Below are 16,627 nucleotides of genomic sequence, written 5' to 3'. Positions count from 1 at the left end.
AAATCTGTAACGCCTGTGCTGATAAATCTGTAACGCCTGTGCTGATAAATCTGTAACGCCTGTGCTGATAAATCTGTAACGCCTGTGCTGATAAATCTGTCAAGCCTGTGCTGATAAATCTGTAACGCCTGTGCTGATAAATCTGTCAAGCCTGTGCTGATAAATCTGTAACGCCTGTGCTGATAAATCTGTAACGCCTGTGCTTCCGAATCGGTAAAAAACAGAAAACCAATGAACCAACCAAGAATAATCTCTCTAATTCCCAGTGCCACCGAAATTGTAGCACTTTTAGGATTAACCGATGCAATTGTGGGCCGTTCCCACGAATGCGACTATCCCCCAGAAATCCAAAATTTACCTGTTTGCACTCAGCCTAAATTCAATCCCGAAGGAACTAGCAGCGAAATTCACAACCGTGTGACAGAATTGTTGCAAAATGCCCTCAGCGTGTATAAAGTAGAAATAGATACTTTGGAAAAATTGCAGCCGACTCACATTATTACTCAAGCTCAATGTGAAGTCTGCGCTTGTTCTCTAACAGATGTTGAACAAGCGGTAAGCACGCTGGTAAATAGCAAGCCGGAAATTATTTCTTTGCAGCCGAATCTGCTAGCAGAAATTTGGACGGATATTCAGCGAGTTGCTGATGCTTTGGGCGTAGATTGCAAAAGTGCGATCGATCTTTTGCAATCCCGCATCGATGCTATTATCTTAAAAACCAAAACATTAACCGTTAAACCCAAAGTAGCTTGCATCGAGTGGATTGAACCTTTGATGGCTGCGGGTAACTGGATTCCCGAATTAGTGGCAATGGCGGGAGGCAATTCGCTATTTGGAATTGTCGGCGAACATTCCCCTTGGTTAAAATGGGAATCGCTAGTAGAAGCTAATCCCGATGTAATTATTTTCATGCCTTGTGGCTTTGATTTAAACCGCACTCGCAACGAAGCACTGCAGATAACTAAATACGCAGAATGGGCTAATTTGCAAGCAGTAAAAACCGGGAAAATTTACATAACTGACGGCAATTCTTACTTTAATCGGCCGGGACCGAGATTGGTTGATTCGTTAGAAATTTTAGCAGAAATTCTCCATCCCGAAATCTTCGATTTTAGCCATCAAGGTAAGGGTTGGCAGCCATTTTTGTAAGTACCCGCAGCTAGCTAAAGCTTTATCTATAGCAATCCTCGCATCATTTGTGAATTTCTTACTCCCTCCCCTTGATAAGGGGAGGGTTGGGGTGGGGTAAAAAATTTACGATTCCTGCAAAAATTGCTATATATTATAGCAACCGCCAAGACGGTTAGGACGTTGTTAATGGCTGAAACGATTGATTTTCTTCCTTCTTCCTGACATCCGTTACATCCGTTACATCCGTTACAGAATCCGTTGCCGAACTTCCTTCTTCCTTCTGCTCTAATTCTGAATTGCCTGCCATACAAATAAGGACACAACATTGTTGTGTCCTTACTTCGCGTTCATTTAACCGAATCTGACATCAATTGATGCAAAAACCGCTAGTCTTACTTCGCATCAGGGGGCATCAAAACCTTGTCAATTACGTGAATAACGCCGTTGCTAGCTTTGATATCAGCTTTCACAACATTAGCGCCGCTGACAGTAACTTTGCCTGCGGCAACAGCCACCTTCAGCGAACTGCCTTCGACACTTTTAACATCGCCGGATTTCAGGCTAGTAGATAAAACCGAACCAGGAACAACGTGGTAAGTTAAAATCTTAGTAAGTTTGGCTTTGTTTGCCGGTTTGAGCAAATCCTCCACAGTTCCTTTTGGCAAAGCAGCAAATGCCGCGTCTGTCGGTGCAAAAACAGTGAAAGGGCCTTTTCCTTGTAAAGTTGTAACCAAACCGGCTGCTCCCAAAGCCTTTGTCAGCGTCTTGAATTGAGCGTCGCCAGATGCAATACCAATAATATCCTTAGTAGCGGTAGTTGATGCCGGTGAAACGCCAGTTGGTGCAGGTGAAGCAGCGGTTTTCACCTTTTCTGCAATTTGTGAAGTTTGAGTTGCATTAGCAACATTGGTGTTGGAGGTGATGTGAGCCCAAGCCGGGAAACCAATCAACGCGCTAGCGCCGATTATTCCTGCGAAACCTGTGAGTTGTTTCATCCAGCTAGGTAAATTTTGATTTTTCATTTCGCTTGCATTTCCTTATGAGATAAAACCGTGAACATGAATTGTTATGTTAGCCAAATCTCGACAAAAGGCAAGGTTGCCAGAGGCTAAGATAGAGAGAAAATTCTCTTCGATCCGTGATCGAACAAAACTTCCTCACTATAGCGCAAGCTGAGAAATCGGGCATTAACCGCTAAATCTGTAACTCAAAACCTCAATCACCGAACCAGTTTGGGGTAAGTCAGCAGATTTGATCGAAATCGTGTCATTATTCAATCGGCGCACCGGCGTACCATCCATCAGCGCCAAGAATTCATCTAGCGGCACCAAATCGCACGCAGCAGCATCGGCGGCTTGGGTTTTGAAATGTGTCGGAATCACCATCTTTGGTTTGAGAAGTTGCAAAGTTTGCTTCGCTTCCGCCGGAGTGTAAGCTTTCGGCCCGCCGCCCACGGGAATCAGCACTACATCGGGCCGCCCGATCAAGATTTGTTCTTCAATGCCGATCGGGCCAGCAACTCCGCCCAAGTGTAAAATCTTAACGCCCGCTTGCTGCCACAGCCAAGCCACATTGACCCCAAATCGCCGTCCTCCCTCACGGTCTTTTTGGGTCCGAATCCCTTGAATCCGCAGCCCGTTAGACCTGTAAGACCCCGGTTCGTACAAAAGGCCGGGATTGCCCGCAAATCCGTCGATCGCCCCTTCATCGAGCAACCGACTGCTAATCAGAATCAAATCTGTTGGCACTTTAGGAGAGCGATAGCCTGCCGTACAGCCCAGGGGGCGAAAAGGATTCACCAGCACCCTCGCACCGCCACCGGTGAACAAGAAGCAAGTGTGGCCCAACCACTGAATCGACAAGGAATTAGTAGTTTGAGCTTGATAGCTTTCCCATCCAGATGGCAAACCAGTGGAGAAAGCTGCTAGCAAACCCGTCTGTGCGTAACGTATTAATTGTCGCCGTTTCATCAAAAACACTCGGTAAGTGGGAAACTCAGGGTATGAAAGACCTGAGAGGGAAAGGACACGGCGATTTCAATCGCCTTGAATCTTTCTGTATCCATTACCGCCTTGGAGTTGCTGGACTTGGTGTACTTTTGTAATGCACTTTCGGCAGGACAGTTACTGCCTCAAACCTTGCAACTCTGTACGCATAATGTTTGCTCTTATGGAGCCTCCCTTTCGGGGTAATGTTCGCTTCGACCTGGTTATAAAGGCTTGTTAGACCTGCAACACTGTTTCAGTGACTTTAAAACTGTTTAATTGCAGATGACAGAGCGGAAAACTAGCGTCGCATTCTCCGGTGTCATGACCTAAATAACGTCTCCTCTGTAAAGAGGGGTCTGGTCAGAACAGCTTGCAATTTCTTACAAGCTCAGTGGCGTTGATTCCCTGAGTTCCTGACCTTGTGGTTGGGGTTATCGGGTGTTGGTCGTTTGTTGTTATACCACAAAACACCGTCAGTCGATTTTAGATTTTAGATTTTAGATTTTAGATTTACTTGCAGCATTGAATCTGGAATCTCGAACAGGAGTGTAAAATTTGGGGTTCACCACGACAGGAGTGGGGGGCTTGTATCCTTTTTGGGGCGGTTCAGGTGCGAAAATGTGTACCCTACTCTCACCGTAAGGTGCTATAAGAGCGAACCCTACAAATTCAGAGAAATTCAACTAAAGTCTTTCTAAGAAATTTCGCAATAATTGCTTCCCCGAAGTCGTCAAAATACTTTCCGGGTGAAACTGCACACCTTCAATATGCGGATATTCCCGGTGCCGCACGCCCATAATCGTTCCGTCTTCAACCCAAGCCGTAATTTCCAAAACTTCTGGACAACTCTGCTTTTCAATTACCAAACTGTGATAGCGAGTTGCAATCATCGGCGATTCCACGCCCTTAAAAACTCCGGTTCCTGCGTGTTCTACCTGAGAAGTTTTGCCGTGCATCAACACGGGTGCAGAAACAATTTTGCCGCCGAATACTTGACCGATACTTTGATGTCCCAGGCACACGCCTAAAATTGGTAAAGTCGGCCCCAATTCTTTGATTAATTCCAGAGAAATTCCCGCATCTTCCGGCCGCCCCGGGCCTGGAGAAATCACCACTGCTGCCGGCTGCAATTGGCGAATTTCTGCTAAGGAAATTTGGTCGTTGCGGTAGACTTGCACTTCGCGGGCTACGGGCAACTGGGCACCGAGTTCTCCTAGATACTGTACCAAATTGTATGTAAAACTGTCGTAGTTATCGATTACTATAATCACGGGTTAAGTTGGATTTTAGGTTTTAGATTTTAGATTTTAGGTTAACTCGCTCCCTGAAAGCAAGGGTTTTAAGATTTTAGATAGATGCCCCAGATAAAAATAGTTGCAATATAGACTAAGAAAACTAAAAATCTCAAATTGGTCATCTAAAACCTAAAATTTTCTGGGCCCAATAAGTTACTGACGGGCGATCGCAATTTGAACGACTGCCCACAAGGGAGGCAGCAGAAGTGCAGTACCGACGATCGTAGCAGCCATTGCCGATACCAGAACCGCTCCGGCACCGCAGTCTTTGGCAATTTTGGCTAGTTCGTGGTAAGATTGCCCGACTGTCAAGTCTACCACCGATTCGATCGCCGTATTCAACAGTTCCATTGCTAAAACTATGCCAATGGTGACGCCGATCACAGATATTTCTACAGGTTTCAGTTGTAAAAATAGCCCGAGTCCGATCGCCAAAGTGCCAATAACAGTGTGAATCCGAAAATTGCGCTGAGTTTCAAAAGCATAACTCAGACCACCCCAAGCGTATCTAAAACTCGTCGCTAAGCTAGATGCGATTTTCCAGGACAGCTCTCGGTTGTATTTCAAGGCTTTTTTAGACTCGTGGACTGTCTGGCTAGAAGAGTCTTGAGGCATGGGCAGAAACTGTGCGATTTGTGATGAAATTGAGGGTCTATCTAGTGTCATAAACAACCAACTTTAATTTACAGAGATGAATGAAAGCTAAACTTTTCAAATTAACTACATCAAGTCTAGGTAACTTTTCTAAGTTTTTACTAAAGTTTTGGTTTAATTTCAGAAAGTTATGTTGGGCTTGACATGATTTGTTAAATCACCATCAACTTCAGTTATGCTGTTTGGATCGTAAGACCGATCGCCCGCAGCAATGTTTCCTGTCGATCGAGCATTTGAGTCAGACTTTCTTCATCCGGGTGATCCCAGCCCAAAAGATGCAGAAAACCGTGGGCTGCCAGCCAAGCTAGTTCGGTCTTCAGGGGATGTCCTTGCTGCTGGGCTTGTCGGTTAGCTGTATCGATCGAGATGACGATATCACCCAAGTATAGGGGTTCAGATGACTGCATTTCCTCTAGCTGAGGACAGTCTACCTCTAAAGCTGCGAAAGCTAGTACATCGGTCGGTCGATCTTGCTGGCGGTACTGGAGGTTGAGGGCTTGCATCTCCCTATCGGCGGTTAAACGCAGACTGACTTCGTAGCCCGGGGCAACTGGCACATCCGCCGCCTGGTTTTCCAGCCAAACGCTAAACCAATTTTCCCAGGTTTCGGCCCAAATCTCCCCGCTGGCTGCACTCTCAGGGAGGTTGGAAGCGTCGGCTGACTCCTGGGCTATCCCGTAACAGTCTTCGACGTTCACCTCGATTAACATTTTTTTGCTCTCCTGTCAAGGGATATATTCAATTTTTTTACAAATTCCAATTGCGCGATCGAGCGGCAGGGGATTTTGCTGTTGCTGGAAAGATACAGTAATCTGTTAGAGATTGCAACAGGCAGGCAGAACAATCAGCTTAACTCCCGATTAAGAAAGATGAAATTAGAGCTCGAAATTAGAGGCTGATTGTTGGAATCCTCGATTAACTCCTCGCTCCTGTTGTCCCCCGCTATAACTGTACCCAGTGTCTTCGGTGGGATGAAAGGCAGGGAGATTGTAGGTACGGAAATCTCCAAATCTTGATCTTTGTAGCTGTTTTACTGAAATGTGTATAATACAGTAAGGAGGCAATGAGATGCTGCATACTGCTATCAAGGTTCGACTTTATCCAACATTAGAGCAACAAGCTCTACTGTCTGGGCACTTTGGCTGTGCCAGATGGTGGTGGAACTATGGTCTAAATAAGTCAATTGAGACTTATAAAGAAACGGGTAAAAGCCTTGGTCAGTCAGAACTCAATGCCTTTTTACCAAAACTCAAGAAAACCGAAGAAACACTTTGGTTGTCTGAATGTTACAGCCAAGTTTTGCAAGCAACAACGCTCAACCTCACAACCGCCTATAAAAACTTTTTTGCAGGTCGTGGTAGGTTCCCGCGCTACAAGTCAAAGCATGGTAAGCAATCGATTCAGTATCCTCAAAATGTCAAGGTACTTGATGGGTTTATTCAGTTTCCGGGCAAAGTCGGCAAAGTCAAAGCCAAGTTGCACAGGAACATAGAAGGAACAATCAAAACCGTAACGGTTAGTTTAAATCCTTCTGGGAAATACTTTGCCTCAATATTGACGGAGAGTGAAGGCGACAATCCGACTGTTTCAACGGTCGGAAAAGTAATTGGGATTGACTTGGGATTGACTCATTTTGCTATTACGAGTAATGGCTGCAAAGTCTCCAAGTATGATAACCCTAAGCATCTAGCCAAACACGAGAAAAACCTCAAACGCAAGCAACAAAAGCTAGCTAAAAAACAGAAAGGAAGTAATTCAAGGAACCAAGCTAAAAAGACGGTAGCTAAAGTGTACGAACGGGTAACTAAATCCCGTCAGGATTTTCTACATAAGCTTTCACGAAAGCTCGTCAATGAAAACCAAGTTGTCGTAGTAGAGAATCTTAATGTCAAAGGCATGGTACGCAATCACAATTTAGCTAAAGCCATATCTGATGTGGGATGGGGAACCTTTATCAATTTCCTAGCTTACAAGCTAGAGAAAAAAGGTGGCAAGTTGGTTGAAATTGACCGCTGGTTCCCCAGCTCCAACCTCTGCTCTAATTGCTATCACCAGATTGATAAGTTACCGCTTGATATTAGGGAGTGGACTTGTCCTAATTGCGGTACTCGTCATGACCGTGATGGTAACGCCGCAACAAATATTAGAGCGGAAGGCATCAGGATACTACAGACGGATGGAACAGCCGTTTTTGCTAACGGAGGGGAAGTAAGACCAAAGATTGGACGCAAGTCTGTTCTGAGGCATTCCTCTGTGATGTTAGAAGCCCACACTATAATCGTTTCGATTTAGTGTGGGTAGTTCACGAATTGAAATAGCGATCGAGAAAAGCCAAACCGACGAGTACGCCTAAAAGTCCGATCGCCGTCAAGGCAAAATGAAACAGAGAAGTCGCCCGCTTGCGAACCATGTTCCGCATCGCCAGCTTGACATAACTCGGTGGAGGTGCAGTGTTTGTCGGTGCTGTCGGGGTTTCGGCGGATTCTTCTGAGGCGGGAATTGCTGAGGGAGGTTGACTCATAACGGTTAGTTTAAAAGGTTAAGAGAGGGACTGTTGAGGACAGGCTCGTCCCGATGTTAACAAATATGTAACGTTTTGTGTAGGATTTTTTAGCTTTTCGATCGCCCCGGGCCCATTAAAGGGGGATTATACCAACAGATTAATGTGCGATCGCCCTGATAATCAATGCGATATTTTCTTTTCATCTTCAGAGACACAAGGATAAATTTAATTCCCGATCCGTGTTCCTCACCGCTTTAACAAAAATTTTTAAATTGTCAAGTCCCACAATCAAGCGACACTCATTTGAGTTAAGTCAAATGAGTGTCACCAGAAAAAGCGACTGTTAACCAACCGCAACGGGCAGTTATTCATAGATATAGCGACGGAAAAACAGAAACAAAATTTTCCGGCTAAATAACCCAAGCTAAAAGTTAAATTACTCGGACAAAAATATGGAAGTTTCCACCTTTGAAATCCTCGCAAAGCCGATCGCACCTGTGAAAAATCCCGATCCTATGAAAGATCTCGATCCAAAACTCCTGCCAGTGGCTCGTCGAATCGTTCAGGGATACTTTCTCACTATCTCCAATCTCGAAGCGATCGACTTGCTATATCGGATTGAGTTTACCGTCAGCTTACCCGTGCCGCCAGATCCTAATAAAATCTTGCTTGACAAGAAGAACGCTTTCTTAGTTGTTGATGTTGAAGGCGCTAACATCGAGGTACCTCTGACTCAGTTGCCGAAGAAACCGAAGGTATATCGTGGGTTTTTCAGAATACCCGCTCACAAAACAGCATCTGTTGAATTGTTGCCCAAACTCCCAGAAGCTCTGGATCCAGGTTTGTTGGAAGTGCGCGGATATGTCTCACTATTTTTGCCAGCCATCTTGAAATTTCCCAAGATTGTACCCCAAAGCAAAACACCAGTCAAGGTGTTATTGAATCCCGAAATTCGCGGTACTTTCTTGCCGAATGGTTTCCCATTAGTACCTAATCCTTCACCAGACTTCGATCAAATTAATTACACTTTAGCGATCGCCAGTGGAAAAGGCTTGAACGAGATTACGCCTGAACCCGGTAAACCAATTATCATCGATTTACCAATTGTTACCCCAATTTTGGAAGAGTTACGCAACGGTAATTTGGACTTGGCTAGTGTGGAAGCAGACAATTCAGAAAAAGCTCAAATGCTAGTGCAACTTCTAGCCCAACTCGATGCCAATGATGTCAATTTGAAAGAGCTAAATACAGTGATGGATAAATTCGATATTCCTGTCAGAATGTCTCGCGGCTAGAACTGTTAAAGGGTAAGTAACTGTAGGGTGGGCAATGCCCACCTTACGTTTGATTATAGCGGTTCTCAAGCGTGGTGAGGTATGCCCACGGAGGCCACGGAGGCCTATGCCCACGGAGGCCACGGAGGCCTATGCCCATGAGTACCTCATATGAGAGCTCGAAAGGCTATACGTTTAATTACCCCCACTTATACACTCACTGAGCTTTATTAAAATGTCGATCTCATTTAAATTTCAGCCTGTTTCTTTTAGTTGGGTGGCTGTTCATCCGCAGCCCAAAGGTGTTGTTCAATTTATTGGTGGAACTTTTTTTGGTAGTTTGCCAACTTTGTTTTATCGATATTTTTTACAGCAGTTGTTTGAAGAAGGTTATACCGTAGTTGCTTTGCCATTTAGATTTACTTTTCGTCACTGGCCGATCGCTATTGGGTTATTAAAAGAACAGGAGATACTGAGAACAGAACTGACCGAGATTGCTCAAAGATTAGGCTATGAAAGCGAAATTTATCAAGAACCATCGAGTTATTTTTGGGTTGGTCACAGTCTGGGATGCAAGTACATTGCTCTTTTAGAATTTTTAAGCGACGATCGGTATCCAAATATTGTGGAGAAATTCTGCGATCGCCCTGACTACGAACGGATTCAAAGGTTAATCGAAAATCAGGGCATCGACAGACCTTCAATTAAAGGCCAGCCGTCCTTATTAATTGCCCCTGATATCAGCAATACAGAGAGCGCTATTCCAGTGCGATCGCTAGCAAAACTGTTAGACAAATTCCGCTTAGGAGTGCTACCAACCAGAGAACAAACTCAATGCTTTATTGCTAATAGTTCTCTGTTTAATTTGACGGCCCTAATTTCTTTCGAGCGAGATGAAATTGCTGGTTCTACCAATGATATCAACAAAAGTCCAGACCAACAAAAAAACAGCGATGTACTTTGGCTCATACAACAGCTAAGTAATAGAAAATTGCCTTTATTGAGCGAGGAAATAGAAGGCAAACATTTAGAGCCGATTGGCATCAAAATCGGTTATTATATTGTTGACCTCAATCCTTGGGATAAATTCATCAAACCTCTGAAAAGCCGATTTCTTGAATATTGGTCTGTTAATTTTTTGGATGCTTTGAAAAAGCGGTTAGGCCCTTAACTATCGGTTGTTATTTGCGATCGCCCTCTCAATCCTCTCTCCTCCAACAGAGAATCGGCCCAAACAGCATCAGTTTCGGACAGCGCAGGGACTAACTGGGCCGTATAATCGAGGGTAATGTCATAGGCGGCGCGATCGTACACTGTATTCAGCAACGCCTGTAAATCCACAATAGGCTCCACATCGCCTGCACCCAAAGGCAAAGGAAAACAGGGAATCGCATCTGGTATATTAAATAAGTATAAATCTGCAAAAGGTCTTTGATTGCCCCGACTCACCAAAATCCGATAATGGGCTGCAATATCATTGTCCAAAACCGGGAGAGGTTGCCAACCCCGCAACAAATCAATCTCCACGAAATTAGTGCGACTACCGAACACCTTATCCCGCTTTTCCTCATACATTTCGCGCCCTTTTCCCGGACGTTTATTAGCAGGTGAAAGCACCTCAATCACCGTCACAACTTCCTTAGTGGCCATATCTATCACCTCCAAATATCCTTCTCTCACCTCCTCAGACATCACTAATCTGATTTTCAAAGGCGCGGTAGTTCGTGTAGCGACAGCCACATTCGATGTAATTGGATTTCTGGGGATCGGATTGCGCTGGATAGAAACATCAGGAATCCCGACTAACAGAGATTGTTCCCCCTTGATTTCATAAATTCGCTTTTCAATCGCCACTCGATATTTGGGTATCAGTTGTGGAACCAAAGCATCTGCGATCGCCACTATCAACCTATTATGTACTTCTGGCCAAAAGTCAGGACTTTCTAAATAAGGATTCATCCCTGGAAACGGATTAGGCATTGATTTAACTCCTGTTGATTTACCTACTTAGGACTTATGCACGGGTGGCCAGAAACCGGGTTTTTGTCCAGAAGACGCCTTATAGCCCGCAAAAACCGCAAAAAACCCGGTTATCAAGGTTTTGATGCGTCCAAGACTACTACTTCTATTATCACCTTAACTCTCTTTCCCGAAGCAGAGAATCGGCCCAAACAGCATCAGTTTCGGACAGTGGGGGAACTGGTGCGACGGTGTAATCTATTCTAAAGTCATAGGCTGCGCGATCGTAAACCCCATTTAATAACGCTTGTAAATCTACAATTGGTTCCGCATCACCCGCGCGCAAAGGCAGGGGAAACGGAGGAATCATATCCGGTAAATTGAAAAGGTACAAATCCGCCAAAGGCCTTTGATTTCCGCGACTCACTAAAATTCGATAACTTGCCTCAATATCGTTATCAAAAACTAACATGGGTTGGTAACTTCGCAGCAAGTCAATTTCAACCAGATTAGTGCGACTACCAAACACCTTTTCTCGCTTTGCTTCATACATTTCTCGCCCTTTTCCAGGGCGCTTATTGGCTGGTGACAGCACTTCAATCACTGTCACAACTTCCCTAGTTGCTGTATCTCGTACCTCTAAATATGCTTCCCTAAATTCCACAGGTACTGGCAGTCTTACTTTCAAAGCTGTCACAGGCAGTGCGGCAACTGCAACATTAGAAGAAGTAGGGTTGGTTGGACTAGGAGAACGCTGCACAGTGACATCAGGAATCCCCACTAATAGGGAATTGTCCCCGCTAAGCTCATAAACTCTTTTTTCAATATCGACGATATATTTTGGCAGCAACTGCGGCACTAATGATTCAAAAATGCTACTAATTAGCAAGTGATGTACTTGAGGCCACAATTCAGGACTTTCTAAATAAGGATTCATCCCTGGAAACGGATTAGGCATTAATCTAGCTCCGGTTAATTTACCTACTTCTATTATCCCCTTAACCCTCTGTCCCGCAACAGAGAATCGGCCCAAACAGCATCCGTTTCTGACAGCGGGGGCACTGCATCGGCTGTGTAATCAATTTCAAAATCATAACCGGCGCGATCGTATACTTGATTAATCAGCGCCTGTAAATCCAGAACAGGCTCTACATCTTCTGGACGCAAAGGCAAGGGAAATGCAGGAATTGTATCGGGAAGGTTAAATAAGTATAAATCGGCGATCGGACGTTGATTGCTGCGGCTGACTAAAACGCGGCAGTCGCTTTTATGGGAATGTCCGAAAACTGGCAAAGGTTCCCCACCCCGCAGCAAATCTATTTCGACTAAATGGGTACTGCTATCAAATATTTTATTTCGCTTATTGTCATACTTTTCTCTACCTTCCCCCCGGCGTTTATTTGCAGGCGAAAGCACTTCAAGAACCGTGACAACTTCCTTGGTTGTCATATCGATTACTTCTAAATATCCTTCCCTAAATTCTTCCGACACTGGGATTCTCACTTTTAAAGGCTGCACAGTTCGGGAAGCGACGGCGACAGCATTAGATGCGATCGCACTTGCGGGAAGGCGTTTCTGTTGGATAGAGACATCAGGAATCGCTACTAATAGAGAATTTTCACCTTTGATTTCGTAAATTCGCTTTTCAATAGCGACGCGGTATTTCGGGCGCAATTGCGGAGTTAACGACTCCTTAATCACACTAATCAGTAAATGATGGACTTCTGGCCAAAAATCAGGATGTTCTAAATAAGGATTCATCCCCGGAAATGGATTAGGCATGAGCGTACTTCCCGTTTACCACTACTATTTTAGCAGCTCAATTAAAAAAACGCAGACAATATCAACATATCATCTGCGTTAATCCGCGTGCATCTGCGATTAAAATCCCCTAAAAATCGCCGTAACTGCTAATAGCAGCCTGCAACCTTCCAATCACTTCATCAACCGAAATCGCCCCCAACTCCCCAGAAGCACGAGTCCGAATATTCAAACTATTCGCCTCAACTTCCTTCGCACCCACAACACCCATCACCGGAATTTTATCCTTCTCAGCATTGCGAATCAACTTGCCCAAACGCTCGCTATCCTCATCAGCTTCAGCGCGAATATTTAGCGCCTTCATCTTCGCCGCCACTTCCTTCGCAAACGGCAAAAATTCGGCGCTGACAGGCAACAACCGCACCTGAATTGGCGCCAACCACAGCGGAAAATCGCCTGCATACTGCTCGATCAAAATCCCGATCAAACGTTCCAAAGAACCGAAAGGAGCGCGGTGAATCATCACCGGACGCTTGCGAGTGCCGTCTTCAGCTACGTATTCCAAATCAAAACGTTCTGGCAAATTGTAATCTACCTGAACAGTTCCTAATTGCCATTCTCTATCCAAAACATCTTGGAAAATGAAATCGAGTTTCGGCCCGTAAAAAGCCGCCTCCCCAATTCCCTCAAAATAATTCATTCCCAAAGTTTCCACCGCGCGGCGGATTGCACCTTGAGCCTTTTCCCAAGCTTCATCGGAACCGATGTATTTCTCTAAATTGTTCGGATCGCGGAAACTCAAACGCGCCTTAAAGTTTTTCAGTTGCAGACTCTTGAATACTGACAGAATCAAATCCACCACATTCAAGAATTCCTGATCCAACTGTTCCGGCGTGACAAATAAGTGGGAATCATCCACCGTAAAGCCGCGCACCCGCGTTAAACCGCCCAATTCTCCCGATTGTTCGTAGCGGTAAACTGTGCCGAATTCGGCTAAGCGCATCGGCAATTCTCGATAGGAACGCAATTCGCTTTTGTAAATTTGAATGTGAAAAGGGCAATTCATGGGTTTCATCACAAAACCCTGTTCGTTTGCGGCTGCTTCCTCATCCTCCGCCATCAGGGGAAACATATCTTCTTTGTATTTCTGCCAGTGGCCGGAGATTTTGAACAAATCGACTCTGGCAATGTGCGGAGTCACTACTTGCAAATAGCCGCGCTTGATTTGTTCTTGTTTCAAGTAATCTTCTAAAATACTTCTCAAAACAGTGCCTTTCGGCGTCCACAAAGGCAAACCCGGCCCAACTGCATCGGCAAAGATAAATAAGCCTAATTCTTTGCCTAATTTGCGGTGATCGCGCCTTAATGCTTCTTCTTTGCGGTGTTTGTATGCTGCTAATTGTTCGGGGGTTTCCCAAGCAGTGCCGTAAATGCGCTGTAACTGAGCTTTGGTTTCGTCGCCGCGCCAGTACGCGCCTGCTAGGCTTTCTAGCTCGATCGCCTTTGGATTCAACTCACTGGTATTATCCAAGTGAGGCCCCGCGCACAAATCCCACCATTCCTCGCCCATATGGTAAAGAGTAATTGGTTCGATCAAACCTTCTAAAATTTCTAATTTGTAAGGTTCGTTAATCTCCTTAATTCTGCGTTCCGCTTCCTCGCGGCTGACTTCTTCGCGAGTTACAGGCAATTTACGGTTGATGATTTTGATCATCTCTTTTTTAATGGCTTTTAAATCCTGTTCCGTAAAAGGTTCGGGAGTGTCAAAGTCATAATAGAAACCGTTTTCAATCCAAGGGCCGATGGTCACTTGCGCCTTGGGAAATAACTTCTGTACCGCCATCGCCATAACGTGGGATGTGGTGTGGCGAATTTTTTTTAGTGCCTCCGACTCACTCGTGCGGGGCAACTCAATTTTAACGGACTCTTCTGGAGCGGACATGGATTCTGAGCTAGACATCGGCTGAATTAGCAATTAATTTAGTTGCAGTTGCTTCTATCTTACTCAGATTGGGACAGCAAGCGCCGACTTCCGGCTGGGGGACACCCTGGGAAATTAGGTCATTCTGGGCATTGGGCATTGGGCATTGGGCATTGGGCATAGTTTTTTTCTTCCTTCTTTCTTCTTCCTTTCATCTGTTACATCCGTTACATCTGAGATGTTGCACCATTCTCAATAAGCTTTTTATGAACAGGCAAGATGCCTGTTCCACAAGAAAATTCACTCTTTGTGGAACAGGCATCTTGCCTGTTCTTGAGAATGGTGCAAGATCTCAGTTACATCCGAAGAAAGCGAATCCCTTGCCGAACTTCCTTCTGCTATGGGCTATTGCTAGCGAGTCTGAGCCGATATTGCACAATTTGGGGATTTTGACTCAAAAATCGCTGCTGACACCATTAAATTTATTCACACCCACCTACTAATTGTTGTGAAACCCTTGAATTTTTGTTAAAAATATGTTACAATTTGTAAAGACCGTCTAAGACTATAATAGATAAATAACCCAATTTTGATCCATGCTTAATTCCAACTTGCCCGAGCCAGAATTGCTCAAAGCGTTACTGGGACCGCTGTTAGAGGATTTCACTTACTGGTTCGACCGATCGGCAAAACTCTTAGAAACTGAGGAAATTCCCTTTCTGGGCGACGAAGATCAATCTGACTTGCTGGCGCGAGTCAAACAGGCTCAGCAAGAAGTAGGCGCGGCTAAAGCTCTATTTCAAGCAACCGGAGGTCAAGTTGGAATTGAAACAGCAGCACTGATGCCGTGGCACAGACAGCTCGCCGAATGCTGGCAAGTATCGGCGCGCTTTCGCTCATTGCAGTCAGCTCCCCCTGGAAAATAAGGAAGGGAGTTCAAGTTAAATTTGCAGTCAAATCCCCAATCTTGGGAAATGTGGCGGCTGACTTGACCACCTCAAACAGATTTCCAGTTAATAAGTTATCAGAAAATTGGGTTTAAAACCCCGTCCTTTTAGGAAGGCTTTATTTCCAAAAAGTTCTAAAAGTTTCCCAAATAGTACCCTATACTACAAAGAGATACAGGTAGAATAACCGCGAGCATCGAATGGATAACCAACCCCAAAATGACCCGCTTGAGAAACAATAATGTCTCGTGGGTGGCGAAAACCACAAAAACCTAGCTAGGGTAGCCATCGCGCACCCATACCAGAAAACTCAAAATCTTAGTAGTTAGATGTACCGTAGGGCATACGGGAACAAAGGGAATGAGCCCTTAACGCTTGGGGAGACAAGCCCTCTGGGACTATTCAAATTAGGCTCGAAGCTTCGTTCAATTGGACGGGTTTTTGGTTTAAATATTGCCGAAGGGATGAATAGTTTAAAGGTATGTCAGTGAACCAAGAATCCCCGCGTTTACGGCCGGGAGTGTCAATACTTGCTGAAACACTTTTGTAAATTGCTGTGTGGCTGTTTAGCCCGGAGGAGAAGATAATGTTGCACCTGCTTTATATTTTAGCTTTTACCGTTCTTGCCTTTCTGGCAGTCGGTAACTTAATCCGCAGTCTAGTCACCGTTGGTATGGAATCCCAGCGCCCTCAACAGTTCAGGGCAAATAATCCCTACGCATCCTATCCTCGCTCTCAATCTGTACCGCATCCAGAACTTTTAGACGAACACGGAAATGTTGTCAATGAGCCGCTGTTAGTGATGCGTTCGCTGACTGTCCAAGACGCCCGCGAACAATTAGATGCTCTCTACAAATCATCTCCGGGCGGCAGCGACGAAGGGGGCGAACTAGCCTGATACAACCACAGCCGCAGCATTTATACTCAGGCGCGATGCCTCAAAAAAATATAGGACTTACACGCTAGGTGTCCGAAGCCCGGTTTATTCATAGATGGTGGGTAAAAACCAGGTTTATTGGGATCAGTCGTCAAAATAATTGGTCGTTAGTTTTTAACTAATGGCTAATTATTTGCGATTTTTTAAAGTTTAATTACCGATTAACCAGATCGATCGCCAAAAAGCGATAATTATGGCACTGATATCCAAGAGCGAGGATAGTTTGACACTCAAGTACAGGGAAACTAGGAATCGGG

19 protein-coding genes are annotated in these 16,627 nt (G+C 44.9%); 7 read left to right on the top strand and 12 right to left on the bottom strand.

The genetic code is table 11. The annotated features are described in order from the left end of the window. Positions 1–231: 231 nt before the first annotated feature. Entirely contained in the window at positions 232–1,149 is a 918-nt protein-coding gene (locus tag QUA16_RS00765) for a cobalamin-binding protein (protein WP_333103347.1), read from the top strand. Positions 1,150–1,303: 154 nt separating this feature from the next. Here QUA16_RS00765 and QUA16_RS00760 read toward each other — a convergent pair whose 3' ends face one another. The 6 genes from QUA16_RS00760 to ybeY all read right to left on the bottom strand — a co-directional run bounded on the left by QUA16_RS00760 (position 1,304) and on the right by ybeY (position 5,778). After that, positions 1,304–1,438 (bottom strand): hypothetical protein, encoded by a 135-nt coding sequence (locus QUA16_RS00760; RefSeq protein WP_333103346.1) that lies wholly within the window; start codon positions 1,436–1,438, stop codon positions 1,304–1,306. 85 nt (positions 1,439–1,523) lie between these two features. After that, entirely contained in the window at positions 1,524–2,153 is a 630-nt protein-coding gene (locus QUA16_RS00755) for a fasciclin domain-containing protein (RefSeq protein WP_333103345.1), read from the bottom strand. A gap of 165 nt (positions 2,154–2,318) precedes the next feature. After that, complete coding sequence (locus QUA16_RS00750) at positions 2,319–3,101, bottom strand: MBL fold metallo-hydrolase (RefSeq protein ID WP_333103344.1); 783 nt, start codon at positions 3,099–3,101, stop codon at positions 2,319–2,321. A 701-nt stretch (positions 3,102–3,802) separates the two neighbouring features. Then, positions 3,803–4,390: an aminodeoxychorismate/anthranilate synthase component II gene (locus tag QUA16_RS00745; RefSeq protein ID WP_333103343.1), complete on the bottom strand. Its 588-nt coding sequence runs from the start codon at positions 4,388–4,390 to the stop codon at positions 3,803–3,805. 177 nt (positions 4,391–4,567) lie between these two features. Next, positions 4,568–5,080, bottom strand: a complete 513-nt coding sequence (locus QUA16_RS00740; RefSeq protein WP_333103341.1) for a diacylglycerol kinase family protein — start codon at positions 5,078–5,080, stop codon at positions 4,568–4,570. Between the two features lie 161 nt (positions 5,081–5,241). Continuing rightward, positions 5,242–5,778: an rRNA maturation RNase YbeY gene (gene ybeY / locus QUA16_RS00735; RefSeq protein ID WP_333103340.1), complete on the bottom strand. Its 537-nt coding sequence runs from the start codon at positions 5,776–5,778 to the stop codon at positions 5,242–5,244. A gap of 358 nt (positions 5,779–6,136) precedes the next feature. On the opposite strand from ybeY, the gene QUA16_RS00730 reads away from it, so the two are divergent. Beyond that, positions 6,137–7,360 carry an RNA-guided endonuclease TnpB family protein gene (locus tag QUA16_RS00730; RefSeq protein ID WP_333180966.1) on the top strand — a complete coding sequence of 408 codons (1,224 nt, stop codon included), beginning with the start codon at positions 6,137–6,139 and terminating at the stop codon, positions 7,358–7,360. Positions 7,361–7,370: 10 nt separating this feature from the next. Here the strand turns inward: QUA16_RS00730 and QUA16_RS00725 are convergent, their stop codons facing one another. Further along, positions 7,371–7,589, bottom strand: coding sequence for a DUF3285 domain-containing protein (locus tag QUA16_RS00725; protein ID WP_333106650.1), 219 nt, complete (start codon positions 7,587–7,589; stop codon positions 7,371–7,373). A gap of 434 nt (positions 7,590–8,023) precedes the next feature. Here QUA16_RS00725 and QUA16_RS00720 point away from each other — a divergent pair, with 434 nt between their 5' ends. Both QUA16_RS00720 and QUA16_RS00715 read left to right on the top strand, forming a co-directional pair. Beyond that, complete coding sequence (locus QUA16_RS00720; protein ID WP_333106647.1) at positions 8,024–8,866, top strand: hypothetical protein; 843 nt, start codon at positions 8,024–8,026, stop codon at positions 8,864–8,866. Positions 8,867–9,080: 214 nt separating this feature from the next. Continuing rightward, positions 9,081–10,016, top strand: a complete 936-nt coding sequence (locus QUA16_RS00715) for a DUF1350 family protein (protein ID WP_333106645.1) — start codon at positions 9,081–9,083, stop codon at positions 10,014–10,016. On the opposite strand, the gene QUA16_RS00710 is transcribed toward QUA16_RS00715, so the two are convergent. The 5 genes from QUA16_RS00710 to QUA16_RS00690 form a co-directional block, all read right to left on the bottom strand. After that, positions 10,013–10,825 carry a DUF4058 family protein gene (locus QUA16_RS00710; protein ID WP_333106642.1) on the bottom strand — a complete coding sequence of 271 codons (813 nt, stop codon included), beginning with the start codon at positions 10,823–10,825 and terminating at the stop codon, positions 10,013–10,015. The two genes, QUA16_RS00715 and QUA16_RS00710, sit on opposite strands and share 4 nt — an antisense overlap. A gap of 151 nt (positions 10,826–10,976) precedes the next feature. Continuing rightward, positions 10,977–11,762, bottom strand: coding sequence for a DUF4058 family protein (locus QUA16_RS00705; protein ID WP_333106639.1), 786 nt, complete (start codon positions 11,760–11,762; stop codon positions 10,977–10,979). Positions 11,763–11,794: 32 nt separating this feature from the next. Further along, on the bottom strand, positions 11,795–12,586 hold the full coding sequence (locus QUA16_RS00700) for a DUF4058 family protein (protein ID WP_333106636.1): 792 nt from the start codon (positions 12,584–12,586) through the stop codon (positions 11,795–11,797). A 109-nt stretch (positions 12,587–12,695) separates the two neighbouring features. Next, positions 12,696–14,525, bottom strand: coding sequence for a threonine--tRNA ligase (gene thrS, locus QUA16_RS00695; RefSeq protein WP_333106633.1), 1,830 nt, complete (start codon positions 14,523–14,525; stop codon positions 12,696–12,698). Continuing rightward, positions 14,518–14,667, bottom strand: a complete 150-nt coding sequence (locus QUA16_RS00690; protein WP_333106630.1) for a hypothetical protein — start codon at positions 14,665–14,667, stop codon at positions 14,518–14,520. The genes thrS and QUA16_RS00690 overlap by 8 nt, the downstream gene beginning before the upstream one ends. A gap of 85 nt (positions 14,668–14,752) precedes the next feature. On the opposite strand from QUA16_RS00690, the gene QUA16_RS00685 reads away from it, so the two are divergent. The 3 genes from QUA16_RS00685 to QUA16_RS00675 all read left to right on the top strand — a co-directional run bounded on the left by QUA16_RS00685 (position 14,753) and on the right by QUA16_RS00675 (position 16,331). Continuing rightward, complete coding sequence (locus tag QUA16_RS00685) at positions 14,753–14,989, top strand: hypothetical protein (RefSeq protein WP_333180965.1); 237 nt, start codon at positions 14,753–14,755, stop codon at positions 14,987–14,989. 93 nt (positions 14,990–15,082) lie between these two features. Beyond that, a complete protein-coding gene (locus QUA16_RS00680; RefSeq protein ID WP_333106627.1) occupies positions 15,083–15,412 on the top strand; it encodes a DUF2605 domain-containing protein in 330 nt (109 codons plus the stop codon). 607 nt (positions 15,413–16,019) lie between these two features. Then, the gene (locus tag QUA16_RS00675; RefSeq protein WP_333106625.1) at positions 16,020–16,331 is read left to right on the top strand and encodes a DUF2973 domain-containing protein; all 312 of its coding nucleotides are present in this window, start codon (positions 16,020–16,022) and stop codon (positions 16,329–16,331) included. Positions 16,332–16,627 lie beyond the last annotated feature (296 nt).

It is taken from the genome of Microcoleus sp. S13_C3 (assembly GCF_036700905.1).
Lineage (GTDB): Bacteria > Cyanobacteriota > Cyanobacteriia > Cyanobacteriales > Microcoleaceae > Microcoleus.
Note: the sequence above shows the minus strand (reverse complement) of the source record. Positions and strands in the feature narration are given on the sequence as shown.

Coding starts and splice junctions, on each gene's coding strand:
- QUA16_RS00765 (WP_333103347.1), top strand. CDS start 232: ATGAACCAACCAAGAATAATCTCTCTAATTCCCAGTGCCACCGAAATT.
- QUA16_RS00760 (WP_333103346.1), bottom strand. CDS start 1,438: ATGGCAGGCAATTCAGAATTAGAGCAGAAGGAAGAAGGAAGTTCGGCA.
- QUA16_RS00755 (WP_333103345.1), bottom strand. CDS start 2,153: ATGAAAAATCAAAATTTACCTAGCTGGATGAAACAACTCACAGGTTTC.
- QUA16_RS00750 (WP_333103344.1), bottom strand. CDS start 3,101: ATGAAACGGCGACAATTAATACGTTACGCACAGACGGGTTTGCTAGCA.
- QUA16_RS00740 (WP_333103341.1), bottom strand. CDS start 5,080: ATGACACTAGATAGACCCTCAATTTCATCACAAATCGCACAGTTTCTG.
- ybeY (WP_333103340.1), bottom strand. CDS start 5,778: ATGTTAATCGAGGTGAACGTCGAAGACTGTTACGGGATAGCCCAGGAG.
- QUA16_RS00730 (WP_333180966.1), top strand. CDS start 6,137: ATGCTGCATACTGCTATCAAGGTTCGACTTTATCCAACATTAGAGCAA.
- QUA16_RS00725 (WP_333106650.1), bottom strand. CDS start 7,589: ATGAGTCAACCTCCCTCAGCAATTCCCGCCTCAGAAGAATCCGCCGAA.
- QUA16_RS00720 (WP_333106647.1), top strand. CDS start 8,024: ATGGAAGTTTCCACCTTTGAAATCCTCGCAAAGCCGATCGCACCTGTG.
- QUA16_RS00715 (WP_333106645.1), top strand. CDS start 9,081: ATGTCGATCTCATTTAAATTTCAGCCTGTTTCTTTTAGTTGGGTGGCT.
- QUA16_RS00710 (WP_333106642.1), bottom strand. CDS start 10,825: ATGCCTAATCCGTTTCCAGGGATGAATCCTTATTTAGAAAGTCCTGAC.
- QUA16_RS00705 (WP_333106639.1), bottom strand. CDS start 11,762: ATGCCTAATCCGTTTCCAGGGATGAATCCTTATTTAGAAAGTCCTGAA.
- QUA16_RS00700 (WP_333106636.1), bottom strand. CDS start 12,586: ATGCCTAATCCATTTCCGGGGATGAATCCTTATTTAGAACATCCTGAT.
- thrS (WP_333106633.1), bottom strand. CDS start 14,525: ATGTCTAGCTCAGAATCCATGTCCGCTCCAGAAGAGTCCGTTAAAATT.
- QUA16_RS00690 (WP_333106630.1), bottom strand. CDS start 14,667: ATGCCCAATGCCCAATGCCCAATGCCCAATGCCCAGAATGACCTAATT.
- QUA16_RS00685 (WP_333180965.1), top strand. CDS start 14,753: ATGAACAGGCAAGATGCCTGTTCCACAAGAAAATTCACTCTTTGTGGA.
- QUA16_RS00680 (WP_333106627.1), top strand. CDS start 15,083: ATGCTTAATTCCAACTTGCCCGAGCCAGAATTGCTCAAAGCGTTACTG.
- QUA16_RS00675 (WP_333106625.1), top strand. CDS start 16,020: ATGTTGCACCTGCTTTATATTTTAGCTTTTACCGTTCTTGCCTTTCTG.